General features: G+C 70.3%; 12 protein-coding genes. 9 read left to right on the top strand and 3 right to left on the bottom strand.

What is annotated here, in order from left to right:
- Positions 1-20: 20 nt before the first annotated feature.
- The gene (locus ACIBK6_RS10000; protein ID WP_399050435.1) at positions 21-2318 is read right to left on the bottom strand and encodes an LPXTG cell wall anchor domain-containing protein; all 2298 of its coding nucleotides are present in this window, start codon (positions 2316-2318) and stop codon (positions 21-23) included.
- 196 nt (positions 2319-2514) lie between these two features.
- Between ACIBK6_RS10000 and ACIBK6_RS09995 the strand changes: the two genes are divergently transcribed.
- Both ACIBK6_RS09995 and ACIBK6_RS09990 read left to right on the top strand, forming a co-directional pair.
- A complete protein-coding gene (locus tag ACIBK6_RS09995; RefSeq protein WP_399050433.1) occupies positions 2515-3015 on the top strand; it encodes a hypothetical protein in 501 nt (166 codons plus the stop codon).
- A 152-nt stretch (positions 3016-3167) separates the two neighbouring features.
- Complete coding sequence (locus tag ACIBK6_RS09990) at positions 3168-3692, top strand: VOC family protein (protein WP_399050431.1); 525 nt, start codon at positions 3168-3170, stop codon at positions 3690-3692.
- Positions 3693-3783: 91 nt separating this feature from the next.
- On the opposite strand, the gene ACIBK6_RS09985 is transcribed toward ACIBK6_RS09990, so the two are convergent.
- Positions 3784-5373, bottom strand: a complete 1590-nt coding sequence (locus ACIBK6_RS09985) for an MFS transporter (protein ID WP_399050429.1) — start codon at positions 5371-5373, stop codon at positions 3784-3786.
- A 150-nt stretch (positions 5374-5523) separates the two neighbouring features.
- Here ACIBK6_RS09985 and ACIBK6_RS09980 point away from each other — a divergent pair, with 150 nt between their 5' ends.
- From ACIBK6_RS09980 to ACIBK6_RS09965, 4 genes are all read left to right on the top strand, one after another.
- Positions 5524-6543, top strand: a complete 1020-nt coding sequence (locus tag ACIBK6_RS09980) for an Lrp/AsnC family transcriptional regulator (protein WP_399050972.1) — start codon at positions 5524-5526, stop codon at positions 6541-6543.
- Between the two features lie 121 nt (positions 6544-6664).
- Positions 6665-8212 (top strand): MFS transporter, encoded by a 1548-nt coding sequence (locus tag ACIBK6_RS09975; RefSeq protein ID WP_399050427.1) that lies wholly within the window; start codon positions 6665-6667, stop codon positions 8210-8212.
- Positions 8213-8374: 162 nt separating this feature from the next.
- Entirely contained in the window at positions 8375-8560 is a 186-nt protein-coding gene (locus tag ACIBK6_RS09970; RefSeq protein WP_399050425.1) for a DUF6381 family protein, read from the top strand.
- A 180-nt stretch (positions 8561-8740) separates the two neighbouring features.
- On the top strand, positions 8741-10396 hold the full coding sequence (locus ACIBK6_RS09965; RefSeq protein ID WP_399050423.1) for a protein kinase: 1656 nt from the start codon (positions 8741-8743) through the stop codon (positions 10394-10396).
- Between the two features lie 164 nt (positions 10397-10560).
- On the opposite strand, the gene ACIBK6_RS09960 is transcribed toward ACIBK6_RS09965, so the two are convergent.
- Positions 10561-11130: a PadR family transcriptional regulator gene (locus tag ACIBK6_RS09960; RefSeq protein ID WP_399050421.1), complete on the bottom strand. Its 570-nt coding sequence runs from the start codon at positions 11128-11130 to the stop codon at positions 10561-10563.
- Between the two features lie 86 nt (positions 11131-11216).
- Here ACIBK6_RS09960 and ACIBK6_RS09955 point away from each other — a divergent pair, with 86 nt between their 5' ends.
- The 3 genes from ACIBK6_RS09955 to ACIBK6_RS09945 all read left to right on the top strand — a co-directional run bounded on the left by ACIBK6_RS09955 (position 11217) and on the right by ACIBK6_RS09945 (position 14082).
- Positions 11217-11648, top strand: a complete 432-nt coding sequence (locus ACIBK6_RS09955; protein ID WP_399050419.1) for a nuclear transport factor 2 family protein — start codon at positions 11217-11219, stop codon at positions 11646-11648.
- A 290-nt stretch (positions 11649-11938) separates the two neighbouring features.
- Entirely contained in the window at positions 11939-13309 is a 1371-nt protein-coding gene (locus ACIBK6_RS09950) for an FtsW/RodA/SpoVE family cell cycle protein (RefSeq protein ID WP_399050970.1), read from the top strand.
- Between the two features lie 119 nt (positions 13310-13428).
- On the top strand, positions 13429-14082 hold the full coding sequence (locus ACIBK6_RS09945) for a hypothetical protein (protein WP_399050417.1): 654 nt from the start codon (positions 13429-13431) through the stop codon (positions 14080-14082).
- Positions 14083-14155: the final 73 nt, after the last annotated feature.

Below are 14155 nucleotides of genomic sequence, written 5' to 3'. Positions count from 1 at the left end.
GCGACGGCCGTCAGAGGGTGTTATGCGGCGTCGGCCGCCTTGTGGCGGCGCCACCATACGAGACCGGCGCCGGCCGCGAGGAGGGCGAGGGCCGCGGCTGCGATCTCAATGATCTGGGTACCGGTGTTCGCGAGGCCGCCGCCCCCGCCGTTGGCGCTCGGCGGCGCGGTGTGGCCGCCCTGGCCGGTGGGTCCGGGGTTGGGGGTGTGGCTCGACGGGGGTGTGGAGGGCTCACCGGTGTGGGTCGGGGTGGGTGTCGGGGTGGGTGTCGGGGTCGGGCCGCCGCCCGTGCCGGTGTGGCCGGCCGTGTTGCCGCCGAGGGCGAGCAGGGCCTTGTTCTCGGCGTCGTCCGTCATCGCCTTGACGGAGATGTCGGTGGTGCGGGGCAGGTTCTTGTGCTCGGCGGTGAACTTGGCCGGACTGACGTTCTGCTTCGGGGACTTGGAGAAGTCCACGCCGCCCATGACGCAGGTGCCGGGCTGGCCCGCCTTCTGGCACGGGTAGCTGTAGTCGCCCTGGGTGAAGGACTTCACGTAGTCCTTGTACGTCTGCTCCGGGGTCCAGGACGCGTTCTTCCCGCGCAGCGGCCAGTCGGCCACCCGGTTGCCGTTGATGATCGCGTGGTAGTCCGTCGGCGACTTCGCGTCCTGCTGGCGGATCCACTCGGCCGCGACCCGCGCGTTGTAGACGGCGCGCAGGTCGGCGTACTTGGCGTCGGTGTTCACCTTCTTCTCGATGTCCGGGACGATCATCGAGTCCATGAGCTCCTGCACCCGCTTGTGCTGGGCCTCGGTGAGGTTGCACGAGCCGTTGGGGCTGGGGGTCTTGACGTCCTGGGGGACGGAGTTGACCTTCAGCGGGGCGTCGAGGATGTAGAGGCCGCCGTCCTGCTCGCGGACCTCGGCGGGCTTGGGAACGATCCAGTTCCGTACGCCGTGGGTGCAGGGGATGTTCTCCGACTGGAGCTTGTCCCAGAGCTGCTTGCCGACCCCGGTGCGGGGGTCCATGTCCTTGGCGTAGTCGTGCTTCATCTCCAGGTCGGCCTGGAGCAGGACGCGGCCGGCGTCGGTCGTGCCGAACGTCTTGTCCATGATCTTGTCGGGCTGGTCCGGGTTGAGGTTGACCCAGAACTTCTCCGGCGTCAGGGCGAGCCAGGTGAAGAAGCTGTCGGAGATGAGCTCGGCCTTCTGCCGGCCGCCGTAACCGAGGCCGGCGGACTCGTCGACCTTGTTCGCGGAGAACGAGTAGTTCAGGCCCTGGCCCTTGACCGGCTTGCCCACGTAGCGGAGTTCGAGCGTGGAGAAGTCGACACCGCCGGGGCCGGGGACCCGCATGCCTTCGGGGTCGTTCGCGCGGATGATGTCCATCTGCCGCTTCATGTCCGCCGGCGTCGCGGGCGACTGCCGGATGGCCCCCGAGCCGCGGCCGATGCTCTTCAAGGTGTCCTGGGCGGTGTACTGGCCCGGCTCGAACTCCGGTACCGGGGTGGAGACATGCTCGTACGTCGTCACCCGGCCCTCCCCGGCGATCTGCTTGAGCTTGTCGATGTACTTGACCGTGTCGTCCGCTTGCGGCTTGCCGAAGGCGTACCGGAGCTTGTAGTCCTTGAACTGCGGGTCCTTCAGGAACGCCTGGTCCGCCGGGGCCTGCCGGGAGTTGTGAAGACCGCCGGACTTGACCTCGACCGCCTCTTTGGTCCTCCGGTTGAACGCGTCGTAGCGCCGGTCATAGGTATCGCCGGTGTCCGGGTCGGTGACCTTGACGGTCTCCTCGCAGATCCAGTCCGGTCCGGTCAGCCCGAGGTCCTTGACGATTTTGCCGTGGAAGGCATCGCCTCGCGGTTGGCGCCCGTAGACCTCGATGTACGCCTGGCTCAGCCAGTTGGCGAAGCCCCCGTACATGGTGTCCGTTCCGCCGTGACGCGTCAGGTAGTCCTTGTACGTGGCGTAGACCCGGTCGGGCGTGCCCTCCTTGTACTTCTTGTAGGGCTGGTCCAGCTTGCCGAGGATCTTGTCCCGCTCCGCCGGATCGTCCGGCAGGGTGAGGCCGTCCATGGCCTGACGCTGATTCGGGAACCCGTAGGAGTCCCAGTCGGCCTCGGGCCGGACCGCGTCCCCCTTCGCCCACGGCAACTTGCCCGGATCCGTCGGGTTGCCGGTCAGCTTGAACATCTCGTCACAGCGCTGCGCCTTCACCGCTGCGTCTGCCGTGCCCTGGAGCTGTGGCAGGCCGCTGGCGGAGAGGATGCCGACGGTGGCGAGAGCGACCGCGGCACGTGCCCACACATGGTGTCGGCGGTGGGATATCGGAAGGTTCACTCGAACCGGTCTTCCCCGGGAGCCCAGACATGGGCGGAGAGAGCTGCGACACCAGGGGCCCCCGTGCTCAATGGTGTCGCGCAGCACCACACGCTAGCTCCCCGAGCCACAGGAGTCCCACAGTTTTCCCCGTCCGCCGTCTCCCAACTCCCCTTCTCCACAGGACCCTTACGCCTCTCCCGTAGGCTCTGGCCCCATGAGCGAGCAGCAGTGGACGGACCATCCCCGGCTCAGGGCCTGGCTGCGGGAGCAGGAGGCGGCGTTCCCGCGGTGGGCCGCCTCCCATCCTGGCGTCTGGGACTTCTCCGCGGACTCGGTCGACGAACTGGAACGGGTGATCAGGGCGGAGTTCGCCGCCGGGGAGTGGGAGGAAGTGAGAGCCGCCCGGCGCACACCCCAAGTGACCGTGCCCGCCTGGTACTTCGGCGAGGTGTGCGTGCGGGCGGGTGCGGTGTGGAAGGTGAACCCGGCCGCGCCGACCGACCCGGACGCCTGGGACGGCCCCTTCGTCGGCGTCCCAGGCGACCCCATGGAGGACCCGGACCACGAGGACCTCTACGAGGACGACGACTACCTCCCGGCCTCGGTACCCGTGCCCGAACTGCGCGACATGTTCCTGAAGAGCCCGCCGTGGCGCCTTCGCAACGTCGTGGAGGAGTTCGAGGAGTGGCGGCGGGGTGCGGGCGGCAGCGGGTGACCACGGTGGGGCGGGGCGCGCCGACGGCAGCGGGTCCGCGCGTTGATGGGGAGGGGCCACCTCATTGCTCTGAGGACCGAAGCTGACCTATTCGCCTCCTAGTGTCGTCCCGTCGCACACACTGAAGGCGCCACAAGAAAGGGCGTAAGCCGATGAACCGCACTGCACCCGAGGGCTACACCAGCGTCGCGCCGTGGGTGGTCACCGACGACACCGGTGCGCTCCTCGACTTCATCACCGCCGCGTTCGACGGCGAGGAACTCGGACGGGTACGGGTCGAGGACGGCAGCATCGGCCACGCCGAGATCCGGGTCGGTGACACGGTCGTGCTGGCCTTCGACCGACGGCCCGACTGGCCGGTGCTGCCCTCGCTGCTGCGGGTCTACGTCCCGGACGCCGACGCCGCCATGGCCGCCGCTCTCGCACATGGCGCACACGTCATCACCGAGGTCGCCGACAGTGCGTGGGGGGATCGTGGCGGCAGGGTGCGGGACCCGTTCGGCAACGTGTGGTGGGTGATGAGCCGGGTCGAGGAGGTGGCACCGGACGTCGCCTGGCAGCGGCTGTCCGAGCCGAAGTACGCCGAGGCGATGCGCGTGGCCCAGGAGACGCTCGACGTCGCGCTCAGCGGCCGGCAGTCCGGGCAGGCGAGCACCCCGCGGCGCCCGGCCGACTGAGACCCTCTCACCCCGAGCCCCGACGGCGGTCGAGCCCTGTCGAAGCCACACCCCGCAAGGGCCCGCAGTGTCGACCTCACTGGGCAGCGGTTCACACCGGTGAGGACTCCGAGTCCTGCCGGGGGCGAGCCGCCGGGGCGGCCGGTGTGCCTCCGCTGTGTGTGCCTGCGGCCGTGCGGTTCGACGGTCGTACCAGCGTCAGGACGATGAGACCGCCGAGCGCCGCCGCGAGGGCCGCCAGCAGGAATACGCGGTCGAGGCCGGTGGCGTAGGCCTGGTGCACCAAGTGCCGCGCCGCGTCGTGCTGTTGCGCGGGCGCCGCGTCCAGCAGGTGCTGCGCCTGCCCGGCGGCCAGCGCGGCGGCACCCTTGGCGGGGTCCGCGACCGTGCCGGACCCTGCGAGCGCTGCGGCCGTCCGGCTCGTGAAGACCGCGCCCAGGATGGCGATGGCCAAGGTCATGCCCAGTTGGCGAAAGGTGTTGACCGCCCCGCCGGCCATCCCCGCTTGCTGTGGCGGCACCGTGGAGGTAGCGGCGGAGACCAGCACCGGAGTGGCCAGGCCGACGCCGATCCCGGCCACCACAAGCCCCCAGATGAGGGAGGTCCGGCCCGCGTCGGCCGTCATTCCCGTACGCAGCAACAGCATGCCCGCCGCGACCAGCAGGAGTCCCGCGCCGATCGGCAGGCGCGGAGCCAGCCGCTGGATGTGCCGGCCGGCCAGCGCCGCCACGAGGAACGACGACGCGGCCAGCGGGGTCAGGGCGAGGCCCGCCGCGACCGGGCTGAGGCCCAGGATGGACTGAAGCCACAGGGAGACCAGTACCAGACAGCCGAAGGCGCTGCCCTGCAGCAGCAACGCACCCGTCATCAGACCCGCGAACGACGGACGGCGCAGCAGTGCCAGGTCCAGCATCGGGACACCGCCGCGTCGCGCCGTGCGGTGTTCGATCACCACGAAGCATGCGAGCGCCAGCGCGGTGCCGGCGAAGGTCGCCAGGATCTCGGTCGAGGTCCAGCCCGCCTCCCCGCCGCGGATGAGTCCGTAGGTGAGGGTGCCCGCGGCGGCGGTGAAGGCCGCCGCGCCGGGGACGTCGATGCGTCCCGCCGCCTCAAGGGATCGGGTACGGGGCTGGTCGGGGCGCACCACGCGCAGCGTCATGGCGATGGCGACGGCTGCGATCGGCAGATTGACCCAGAAGATCGTCGGCCAGTTGATGTGCTCGGTGAGCAGTCCTCCGAGCAGGGGACCTGCCGCCGCGGCGGCGCCATTGGCCGCGCCCCACACGCCGAAGGCCGTGCCCCGGTCCCTGCCCTGGTAGGAGGTGAGCAGGAGTGCGGGGGCCGTGGCGAACATGGCGGCACCCCCGGCGCCCTGCACCACGCGGGCGGCGATCAGCACGTCCGCGGTGGGGGCCAGGCCGCACACGAGGGAGGCCAGGGCAAAGAGTCCCAGGCCGTAGACGTAGAACCGCCGGTGGCCGAACCGGTCCGCCAGGGAGCCGGAGGCCAGCAGCAGGGCGGCGAGAGCCAGGGCGTATCCGTCGATGACCCATTGCAGCGAGGTGAAGGAGGCGTTGAAGTCGTCGGCCATGCTGGGCAGTGCCACGTTCACGATGGTCACGTCCACCAGCAGGATGAACGCGCCGAGGCAGACTGCCGTCAAGGGCCACCACTTGCGCATGTCAGGTTCTCCGTTTCGGATCGAGAGGGCGGTCCGGGACCGGATACGAGCTCAGGTCCCGCCGTGATCCCTTCGAGCGAGTTTTGGGCACGGCAGGCACATCAATAAGCCAGCGCCCGCTGTGTGCGCGGATCCGACATCATGAATGCTGTGAAGACGTATCTCGACACCCTCGGCCATCCGGATCGCGAACTGTCGGATGAGGACATGGCGCTCGCCCAGGCTCTTCAGATCAACGGGCGGGCCTCGTTCCGGGAGATCGCCGACGCCCTCGCGGTGTCCGACCAGACCGCCGCGCGCCGCTGGTCACGGCTGCGTTCCGCCGGGAAGCTCCGCGTCCTGGGCCTGACCGATCCGCTGCGGCTCGGTGACTCGCTCTGGGTCGTACGCGTGCGGTGCACGCCGGATGCGGCCGCTTCCATCGGGGAGGCGATGGCCAGACGTACGGACACCAGCTGGGTCAATCTCAGCTCCGGCGGGACGGAGATCTACTGCGCGGTGCGGACCCGAGGCCCCGGTCCCGAGGAGTCGCCGCTCCTGCAGAAACTGCCGCGCACCCCCCAGGTGGTGGACGTTTCGGCGCACTGCCTGCTGCACATCTTCTTCGGACAGGACCTCAGCTCGATCAACAAGCGCGGTCCGCTGACGGCCGCGCAGATCAGAGCGCTCGCTCCCCCGGTCGCCCCGCTGCGCGCCCCGGACGCCATGCCTGCGGTGACACTCACCGACGGCGACCGGCACCTGCTCGACATGCTGGCCCGTGACGGCCGGGCGGCGCCCGCCGAACTGGCCGCCGCCACCGGCCTGTCCCCGTCCACCGTGCGCCGCCGCATCACCGAACTCCGAACGTCCGGGGCTCTGTACTTCGACGTCGAGTACCACCCGGACCTCTTGCGGCAGAACTTCCGGGCCGCCCTGTGGCTGGAGATCGACCCGTCCCGCCTCGCCGAGGCAGGCGCGGCACTCGCCGCACACCCCGAGGTGTCCTTCGCCGCCGCCGTGACCGGCACGACCAACCTGTACGCCAGCATCGATGTCGCGACCGCACAGCTCTTCTACCGCTACCTCACCGAGTCGGTGGCCACCCTGCCGGGCCTGCGCCACACGGCGACCGCCCCCGTCCACCGCACCCTGAAAGGCCCCGGCCCCTACCTCCCCACCAGGCCATGACCGGCGCCAGGACGCGGCGGGCGGCGGGGGCTTGATCGACTGGTGACGGCCCGGGCCCGGGCATACGGTCGAAGGGTGGACGGGACCGTCCACCGCCCCTCGTGCGAGGGCAAGGTCCGCCATGACGCGTTCGCAGCCGACACCCACGACCGAGACCGCCGCCCCCGGAAGAGGAAGCGGGGGCAAGGGGATCGCGCTCCTGGTCATCGCCTCGTGCCAGTTGATGGTCGTGCTCGACGTCACCATCGTGAACATCGCGCTTCCGCACATCCAGCGCGCACTCAACTTCTCCACGACGAGCCTCGCCTGGGTGGTCAGCGCGTACACGCTCACCTTCGGCGGGCTGCTGCTGCTCGGCGGCCGGGCCGGGGACATCCTCGGCCGACGCAGGGTGTTCGTCTCCGGGGTGCTGCTCTTCGCGTTCGCCTCGCTGCTCGGTGGACTGTCGCAGAGCTCCGGCCAGTTGCTCGCGGCGCGCGCCCTGCAGGGTGTCGGCGGCGCCATCGCCTCGCCGACCGCGCTGGCGCTGATCACCACGACGTTCACCGAAGGACTCGAACGCAACCGGGCGTTCGGCGTCTTCGCGGCGGTCTCCGCGGGCGGCGGCGCGATCGGTCTGCTCGCGGGCGGCGTCCTCGTCGAATGGCTCGGCTGGCGCTGGGTGCTCTTCGTCAATGTGCCGATCGCCGTGCTGATCGTGCTGGCGACTCCCCGGCACATCAAGGAATCCGAGCGCCATCCGGGCCGCTTCGACCTCGTCGGAGCGCTGACCTCCACCCTCGGCATGGCCTCGCTGGTCTACGGCTTCATCCGGGCTGCCCAGCAGGGCTGGCGCGATCCGTTCACGCTGGGGTCGTTCGGTGCGGCCGCGGTGCTCCTCGCCACGTTCGCCATGGTGGAGCGCCGCTCGCAGCAGCCGATCACTCCGCTGCACATGTTCGCCGACCGCAACCGCGCGGGCACGTACGGGATCATGCTGAGCCTCGCTGCCGCGATCTTCGGCATGTTCTTCTTCCTCACGCTGTTCGTGCAGAACGTGCTCGGCTTCAGTCCGCTGCGGGCCGGTCTCTCCTTCCTGCCCATCAGCGCGATCATCGCGGTCGGTGCGGGAACGGCCTCCCGGCTGCTGCCCAGATTCGGCCCCAAGCCGTTCATGGTGACCGGTGCGATCCTGGCTGCCTCAGGACTGTCCTGGCTTACGTTCACGAACGTCCGCTCCACCTACGCGGGCAGCATTCTGGGCCCGATGCTGGTGTTCGGCCTCGGCATGGGCATGAACTTCGTCTCGTTGACGCTGATGGCCGTCTCCGGCGTCCCCCGGCACGAGACGGGCGCGGCCTCCGGCATGCTCAACGCCAGCCAGCAGGTGGGCGGTTCACTGGGGCTTTCCATTCTGGTGACGGTGTTCGGCACGGCCAGCCGCAACGAGGCGACGGTCCAGGTCCCCAAGTTCCTGGGCCAGGCGGGCGCCGCGCAGCGCGTCATGTTCCAGCGCACGGGAAGGCTCCCGCCTCCGTGGAGCGATCAGGTACTCACCTCCGGGGTCTCCACGGCCTTCGTCATGGCCGCGATCTTCGCGCTGCTCGCCGCGGTGATCGCCCTGCTGGTCATCCAGGTCCGCCCCGCCGACCTCGCACGCTTCCAGGGCGCAGCGCCCCCCGGCGGCTGAGGCCGCCCTCACGGTCCTCATGGCCGCTCTCGATTCCAGCCCCCACCGAACGGGCGTCCCCCTGCCCTGCGGAAATAGCTGTGCGTAACCGTTCGGGATGCGGAGTGACGAGGGCCCTGTTTCGCTGATTGCACCCGCTCTCCCCAGATCTCAGGAGTGATCATGAGCGTTGCAGACGAGTCCGGCCGCGCCCGCCAGATGCGCGAGAAGGCACAGGAGATGCATCAGGCCGCCGAGCGCGCCCAGGACCCCGAGGAGCGTCAGCGGCTCAAGGACAAGGCCCGCCGGCTCGAGGAGCAGAGCAAGCACGAGAAGGACCTGGGCAGCAGCGGCATCGACCCCATGTGACGGTCCGCCCGCACGGACACCGGGCCGGTGGCCTCCCCTGCACCCCTCGTGGCGCGGGAGGCCACCGGCCCGGTGCTGTCGGATACGGCGCCGTACTCGCTGACGGGCGCACGTCAGCGTCCGTCTACTCTTGTGCCGCCAAGTGGTGAAGTGACGGTCGGCCAGGGATGGGAGCATGCGGTGCGAGCGGGGGAAGCGAACGACGGGGAGCTGATCGGCAAGGTACTCGGGGGGCGTTACCGGGTCACCGCGACGATCGGCCGCGGCGGCATGGGCGTGGTCGCCCGGGCCGTGGACGAACTCCTCAACCGAGAGGTCGCCGTCAAGATCCTGCGGGCGTACACCGACGCCTCCGCGCCCGAACTGGCCGATCTGCGCGCCCGGATGCAACGGGAGGCGCAGGCCGCCGCCCGTATCCGGCACAGCGGTGTGGTCACCGTGCACGACGTGACCGAGGAACAGGGCCTGCCGGTCATCGTCATGGAACTCGTCGACGGGCCCTCCCTGGACGAGGTGCTGGCGGAGCGCGGCACGCTGGAACCGCGCGAGGCCGCGGCGATCGGCGCCAAGTTGATGGACGCGCTCGATGCCGCGCACCGGGTCGGCGTACTGCACCGGGACGTGAAGCCGGGGAACGTGCTGCTGGAGCGCGGCGGCCGGGTCGTGCTCACCGACTTCGGCATCGCCACCATGGACGCGTCCGGCGACGAAGCCATGTCCAAGCTGACCCGCAGTGGTGAACTCGTCGGCTCCCTCGACTTCCTGCCTCCGGAGCGCGCGCAGGGCCGGGAGCCCGGCCCCGCTTCCGACATCTGGTCGCTCGGCATGACGTTGTACGCGGCGGTGGAGGGGACCTCGCCGTTCCGCCGGACCTCGGTGTGGTCCACGTTGGCGGCGATCGTCACCGAGCCGCTTCCGGAAGCCCGGCAGGCGGGAGCGCTGACGCCGGTGCTGCGGGCGCTGATGGCGAAGGAGGTGGAGCACCGGCCCACCGCCGACCAGGCGCGCGAGATGCTGGAGCGGGTGGCCGCGGGCAGCACCGTGGACCTCGCGGCGCCGCCCGCCACGCCCGCGCCGGCTTTCGGGCCGCCGCCACCGCCGCTGCCCTCGGCCGGCGCAGCGCCCTACCCCCAGCCGCACTCCCCCTACCCCGCCTCCACGGTCCCGCAGTACGGCGCACCGCCCGTCGGGCCCGCCTCGGGCGGCAGCCCGGCCGCCGACGGCCGCGCGCGGCGACGCAGCCGTACGGTCATCGCGGCGGCGGCCGCCGTCGTGCTCGCCGGAGGCGGGATCACGTACGCCCTGACCAGCAAGCAGGCAGGCGCGGACGGCGGCGGGACCCAGGCGGCAGGGCCCGGAACCGGCGCATCGGCGGGCAGTGACGGGCCGAGCCAAGGCGGACTGATCGACGGCAGCGGCTCCCCCGGCGCCGCCGCGTCGTCCAAGGAGTCCCACAAGGGGAAGCAGTCGGCCGGCCCTTCGCAGCGGCCGGGCCCCACGGCGACGCCGGGCGCCCCGGGCGGCGGCAAGGCAGCGCCGAGCGCGAGCCCCAAGTCCAGCCCGACGTCTACGAGTTGCACCGGCTGGAGCCACCGCGACCCGGCTCCGGGCTCGTACGGCTACATGGCAGGTGACTACCACCTGGAGTCCGGGCCGTACGAGACGTGCCCGCAGGTCACCCTGGCCAAGTCCGGTACGAAGCTCTGGTATCACTGCTACGTCGTCAACGCCTATGGCCACAAGTGGACTTACGCCCGCGTGGCGGGCAGCGACACCTCGGGCTGGATGTCCAACGACAACCTCACCCGCCAGAGCGGCCCGTCGACCCGCTGCTGAGCGCTCTGCCGGGAAGTGCGGTCGGGCGGCTGCGGGCAGCCGAGCCACCATCACGGCCGCGTACGACCTGCTGCGCGAGGGCGGCTACGCGCGCCGTCCGCCGCCGGTCCCGCAGTTCACCGTGCCCTCAAGGGCGCGATACCGCACCGGACTTCGGCACGTACTCACCGCTCGGCACGACTCGCCTGCCTCTCCCGCAGTACGGCCGCGATCCGCAGGCACCAGTCCCGGTGCTCCTGCTCGAAGGCGAGACCGCGCAGACACGTCAGATACGGCCCGATCCGCTCGCCGAGGCGCAGGAACTCCTCCTCGTCCGCGTCGCCGCGCATCTGGCGCAGCAGCTTGCCGAGGAGATCGATCTTGGCTTGGGCGGCGGCGGCCCGCTCTTCGAGCTGACCGATGACCGGCGCGGTGCCGATGCGGTCGGCGGCCTGGACCTTGACGAGGAGATCGTCGCGGATGAACGAGGGCTTGGCGGCAGTGGCGGCGAACTGCTCCAGCTCGGCCCGCCCGGCGTCGGTGACCCGGAACAGGCGTTTGTTGGGGCGGGTCTCCTGAACCACCTGCCGGCCGGCGACCAGGCCTTCCCGCTCCAGCTTGGTCAGTTCGGCGTACAGCTGCTGGGGAAGGGCGTGCCAGAAGTTGGCGACGCCGATGTCGAACGCCTTCGCCAGCTGGTATCCGCTGTACTCGCCGTCCAGCAGTGCCGCGAGCACCGCATGCCGCAGGGCCATGTGGGCCACCCCTTCCCTTTCCTCGTCCGCGGCTGCATCATACTCAAGAAACTGACTAGTCATATTCTTGAGTATGGGGAGCCCGCATGGAGACTGCCGACCGGTTTCGCACCGCCGTGGAGAAGCGCGATCTCGCCGCGCTGGACGACCTGTTCACCGACGACATCCGGCTCTACAGCCCGGTGAAGTTCGTCCCCTTCGAGGGCAAGGAGATGGTGCTCGGGCTGTTCGGCGTCCTGCTGCGCACCTTCGAGGACCTCCGTTACGTCGGACGCTTCGAGGGCGCGGCCGAGACCAGCGCCGACGGCGAGGAAGCCCCGTCGGTGATCCTGCCGTTCCGGGCCCTGGTGAACGGCAAGCAGATCCACGGCATCGACCTGCTCCAGTTCGACGAGTCCGGCCGGGTCAAGGAGTTCACCGTGATGGTGCGCCCCCAGTCCGCCGTCCACGCCCTGGGCCAGGCGGTCCTCGCCGGTCTCGTCGCCGACGGCCTCGCCCCGGCCCCCGCCGACGGCTGACGGACACCCCGCCACCACCCCGGTGCCCCCGGACGGGACCGATGGGACGTACCGTAGACCCGTTAGTTGCGTAATGTCGCAAATTTGCGTGTGTCTATGTGCCTATGAGGAGGGCCACACAAGGAACCGGCTCCTGCCGCCCGCCGTCTTTCGGCGCGTGATCGTCACGTGTGGCGGCGACACGAGGATCCTGGGCCTGTGGCTCTCCAGGGTGGAGGTTTTCTGTGCGGGGACTGACGAACGCGACCCGGTCGCCGTCCGAGGGGTCAGAGGACGACGCCGGGCACACGATGACGTTCGCGGCGCTCGCACACGCGCCCAACCGGCGGCGCACCGAGGCCTGGCTGCTCGGCTTCGTCGTCCTGATCACGGTGGGCGGCTACGCCTTCACTGGTCTGTCGATGGAGGGCCGGCTGCCCTCGGGGCTCACCGGGTTCGCGGTCGCCGTGCTGCTGCTCGCGCTGGTCCCGCACCTGGCGGTGCGGCGCTGGGCGTCCCGGGCCGATCCGCTGCTCCTGCCGCTCGCCCTGCTGCTCACCGGCCTGGGCCTGGTCCTGATGCACCGCCTGGACATCACCTACGCGGCCAAGCCCCATCTGAAGATCTCCCAGGCGGGCAGCGGGCAGCTGATGTGGACGGTCATCGGCGTGGCGGTCTGTGTCGGGCTGCTGCTCGTCCTGCGCGATCACCGATGGCTGCAGCGGTACCTCTACGTGATGATGGCCGTCGCCCTGGTGCTGCTGATGGCGCCCGCCTTCTCCAGCGCCGACCAGTTCGGCGCCAAGCGCTGGATCATGATGGGACCGCTGTCCGTGCAGCCGGGCGAATTCGTGAAGATCATGATCGCGGTGTTCTTCGCGGGCTACCTCACCGTCAACCGCGACGCACTGGCCCTGACCGGCCGCCGCTTCCTCGGCATGCGCCTCCCGCCCGGCCGGCAGATGGCGCCGATCGTGGCGATCTGGGTGCTGAGCCTGCTGGTGCTGATCTTCGAGCGCGACCTCGGCACGTCCCTGATCTTCTTCGGGCTCTTCGTGATCATGCTGTACATGGCCACGGAGCGGACCAGTTGGGTGGTGTGCGGTCTGCTGATGGCCGTGGTCGGCGCGGCGGTGGTCGGTTCGATGGAGCCCCACGTCCACGGCCGGGTGGTGGCCTGGCTGCACCCGATGGACGCCTTCACCCCGGCGGGCCAGAAGGCGGGCATCTCCGAACAGCTGGGCCAGGCTCTGTTCAGCTTCGGCAGCGGCGGCATCACCGGGACGGGCCTGGGCCAGGGCCACCCGGAGCTGATCGGCTTCGCCGGCAACAGCGACTTCATCCTCACCACCGTCGGCGAGGAGCTGGGCCTGGCCGGGGTGATGGCAGTTCTGCTGCTGTACGGACTGCTGGCCCAGCGGGGGTTGAGCATCGGCCTGGTGGCGCGCGATCCGTTCGGCAAACTCCTGGCGGTCGGCCTGGCCAGCGCCCTGCTGCTCCAGGTCTTCGTCGTCACGGGCGGCGTCATGGGCCTGATCCCGCTCACCGGCAAGGCCCTGCCGTTCCTGGCGAAGGGCGGCTCCTCGATGGTGGCCAACTGGCTGATGGTCGGCCTGTTGATCCGCATCAGCGACAAGGCACAACAGCGCCGCGAACCGGCCATGCCGGCGCCGCAGCATTAGTTCCGCTCCCCCGGAGCCGGTCGGCACGTGAACCCGTTCCCGGCCGGAACCATGAGGTGTTCATGTCGCGTCCCCACGGGTGAATCGCGTCGTCAGTCACCCACGGAGGAAACAACACCATGGTCGAACGGGGCAGTACGGTCCCCTCCACCCAGAACCGGAAGCGCGGGGGATGTCTTCCGACCCTGGTGATCCTCGCGGTGATCCTCGGCCTCGGCTACGGAGCGTCCAAGCTGTTCGGCGACGACAGCGGGAAGTCGTCCCACCCCTCCTCCTCCGCTTCCCATGACAGCGGGCAGTGGAACGTGGGCGACTGTGGCGGCCCCGATCCCGCCGACGCCCCGAACGGCTACAAAGCGTTCGGCTGCGGCGACAGCGGCGCGACCTTCAAGGCCCTCGCGGTCGAGAGCGCGAGCATCCTGCCCGACGCCATCCAGTGCCCGGCCGGTACGGATCTGATCATCCAGGTCAGCGTCAGCTACGGCAGCAGCAAGAGCAAGGGCGGCGGCATTCCGACCAAGACCGTGTGCGGGCGCAACCTCTCCGGGAACCACCCCGGGGACCCGGGCGCCGGGGGTGGCCAGCTGGTCAAGGGCGACTGTGTGACCTCGACCGCGAAGGAGGTCCCGTGCGCCTCCTCCGGCGCGGCGGCGTACAAGGTGCTCGACCTGGTGAAGGAGGCCTCCCAGTGTCCCGCGGGCACCACCGAGCCCATGCGTCTGACCATGGCCATCGGCAGGCCCTACGACGTGATCTGCGCCGCGAAGGCGTAGCCGTCCGGGGCTGGTTCAGGCGCGGGGGCACGGAGACCAGGCCGGGCCCCTCGGATTCGGATCGCGCACCACA

This window comes from Streptomyces sp. NPDC050485, assembly GCF_044458185.1.
In the GTDB taxonomy this organism is placed as follows: domain Bacteria; phylum Actinomycetota; class Actinomycetes; order Streptomycetales; family Streptomycetaceae; genus Streptomyces.
This window is presented reverse-complemented; position numbering and strand designations above follow the sequence as displayed.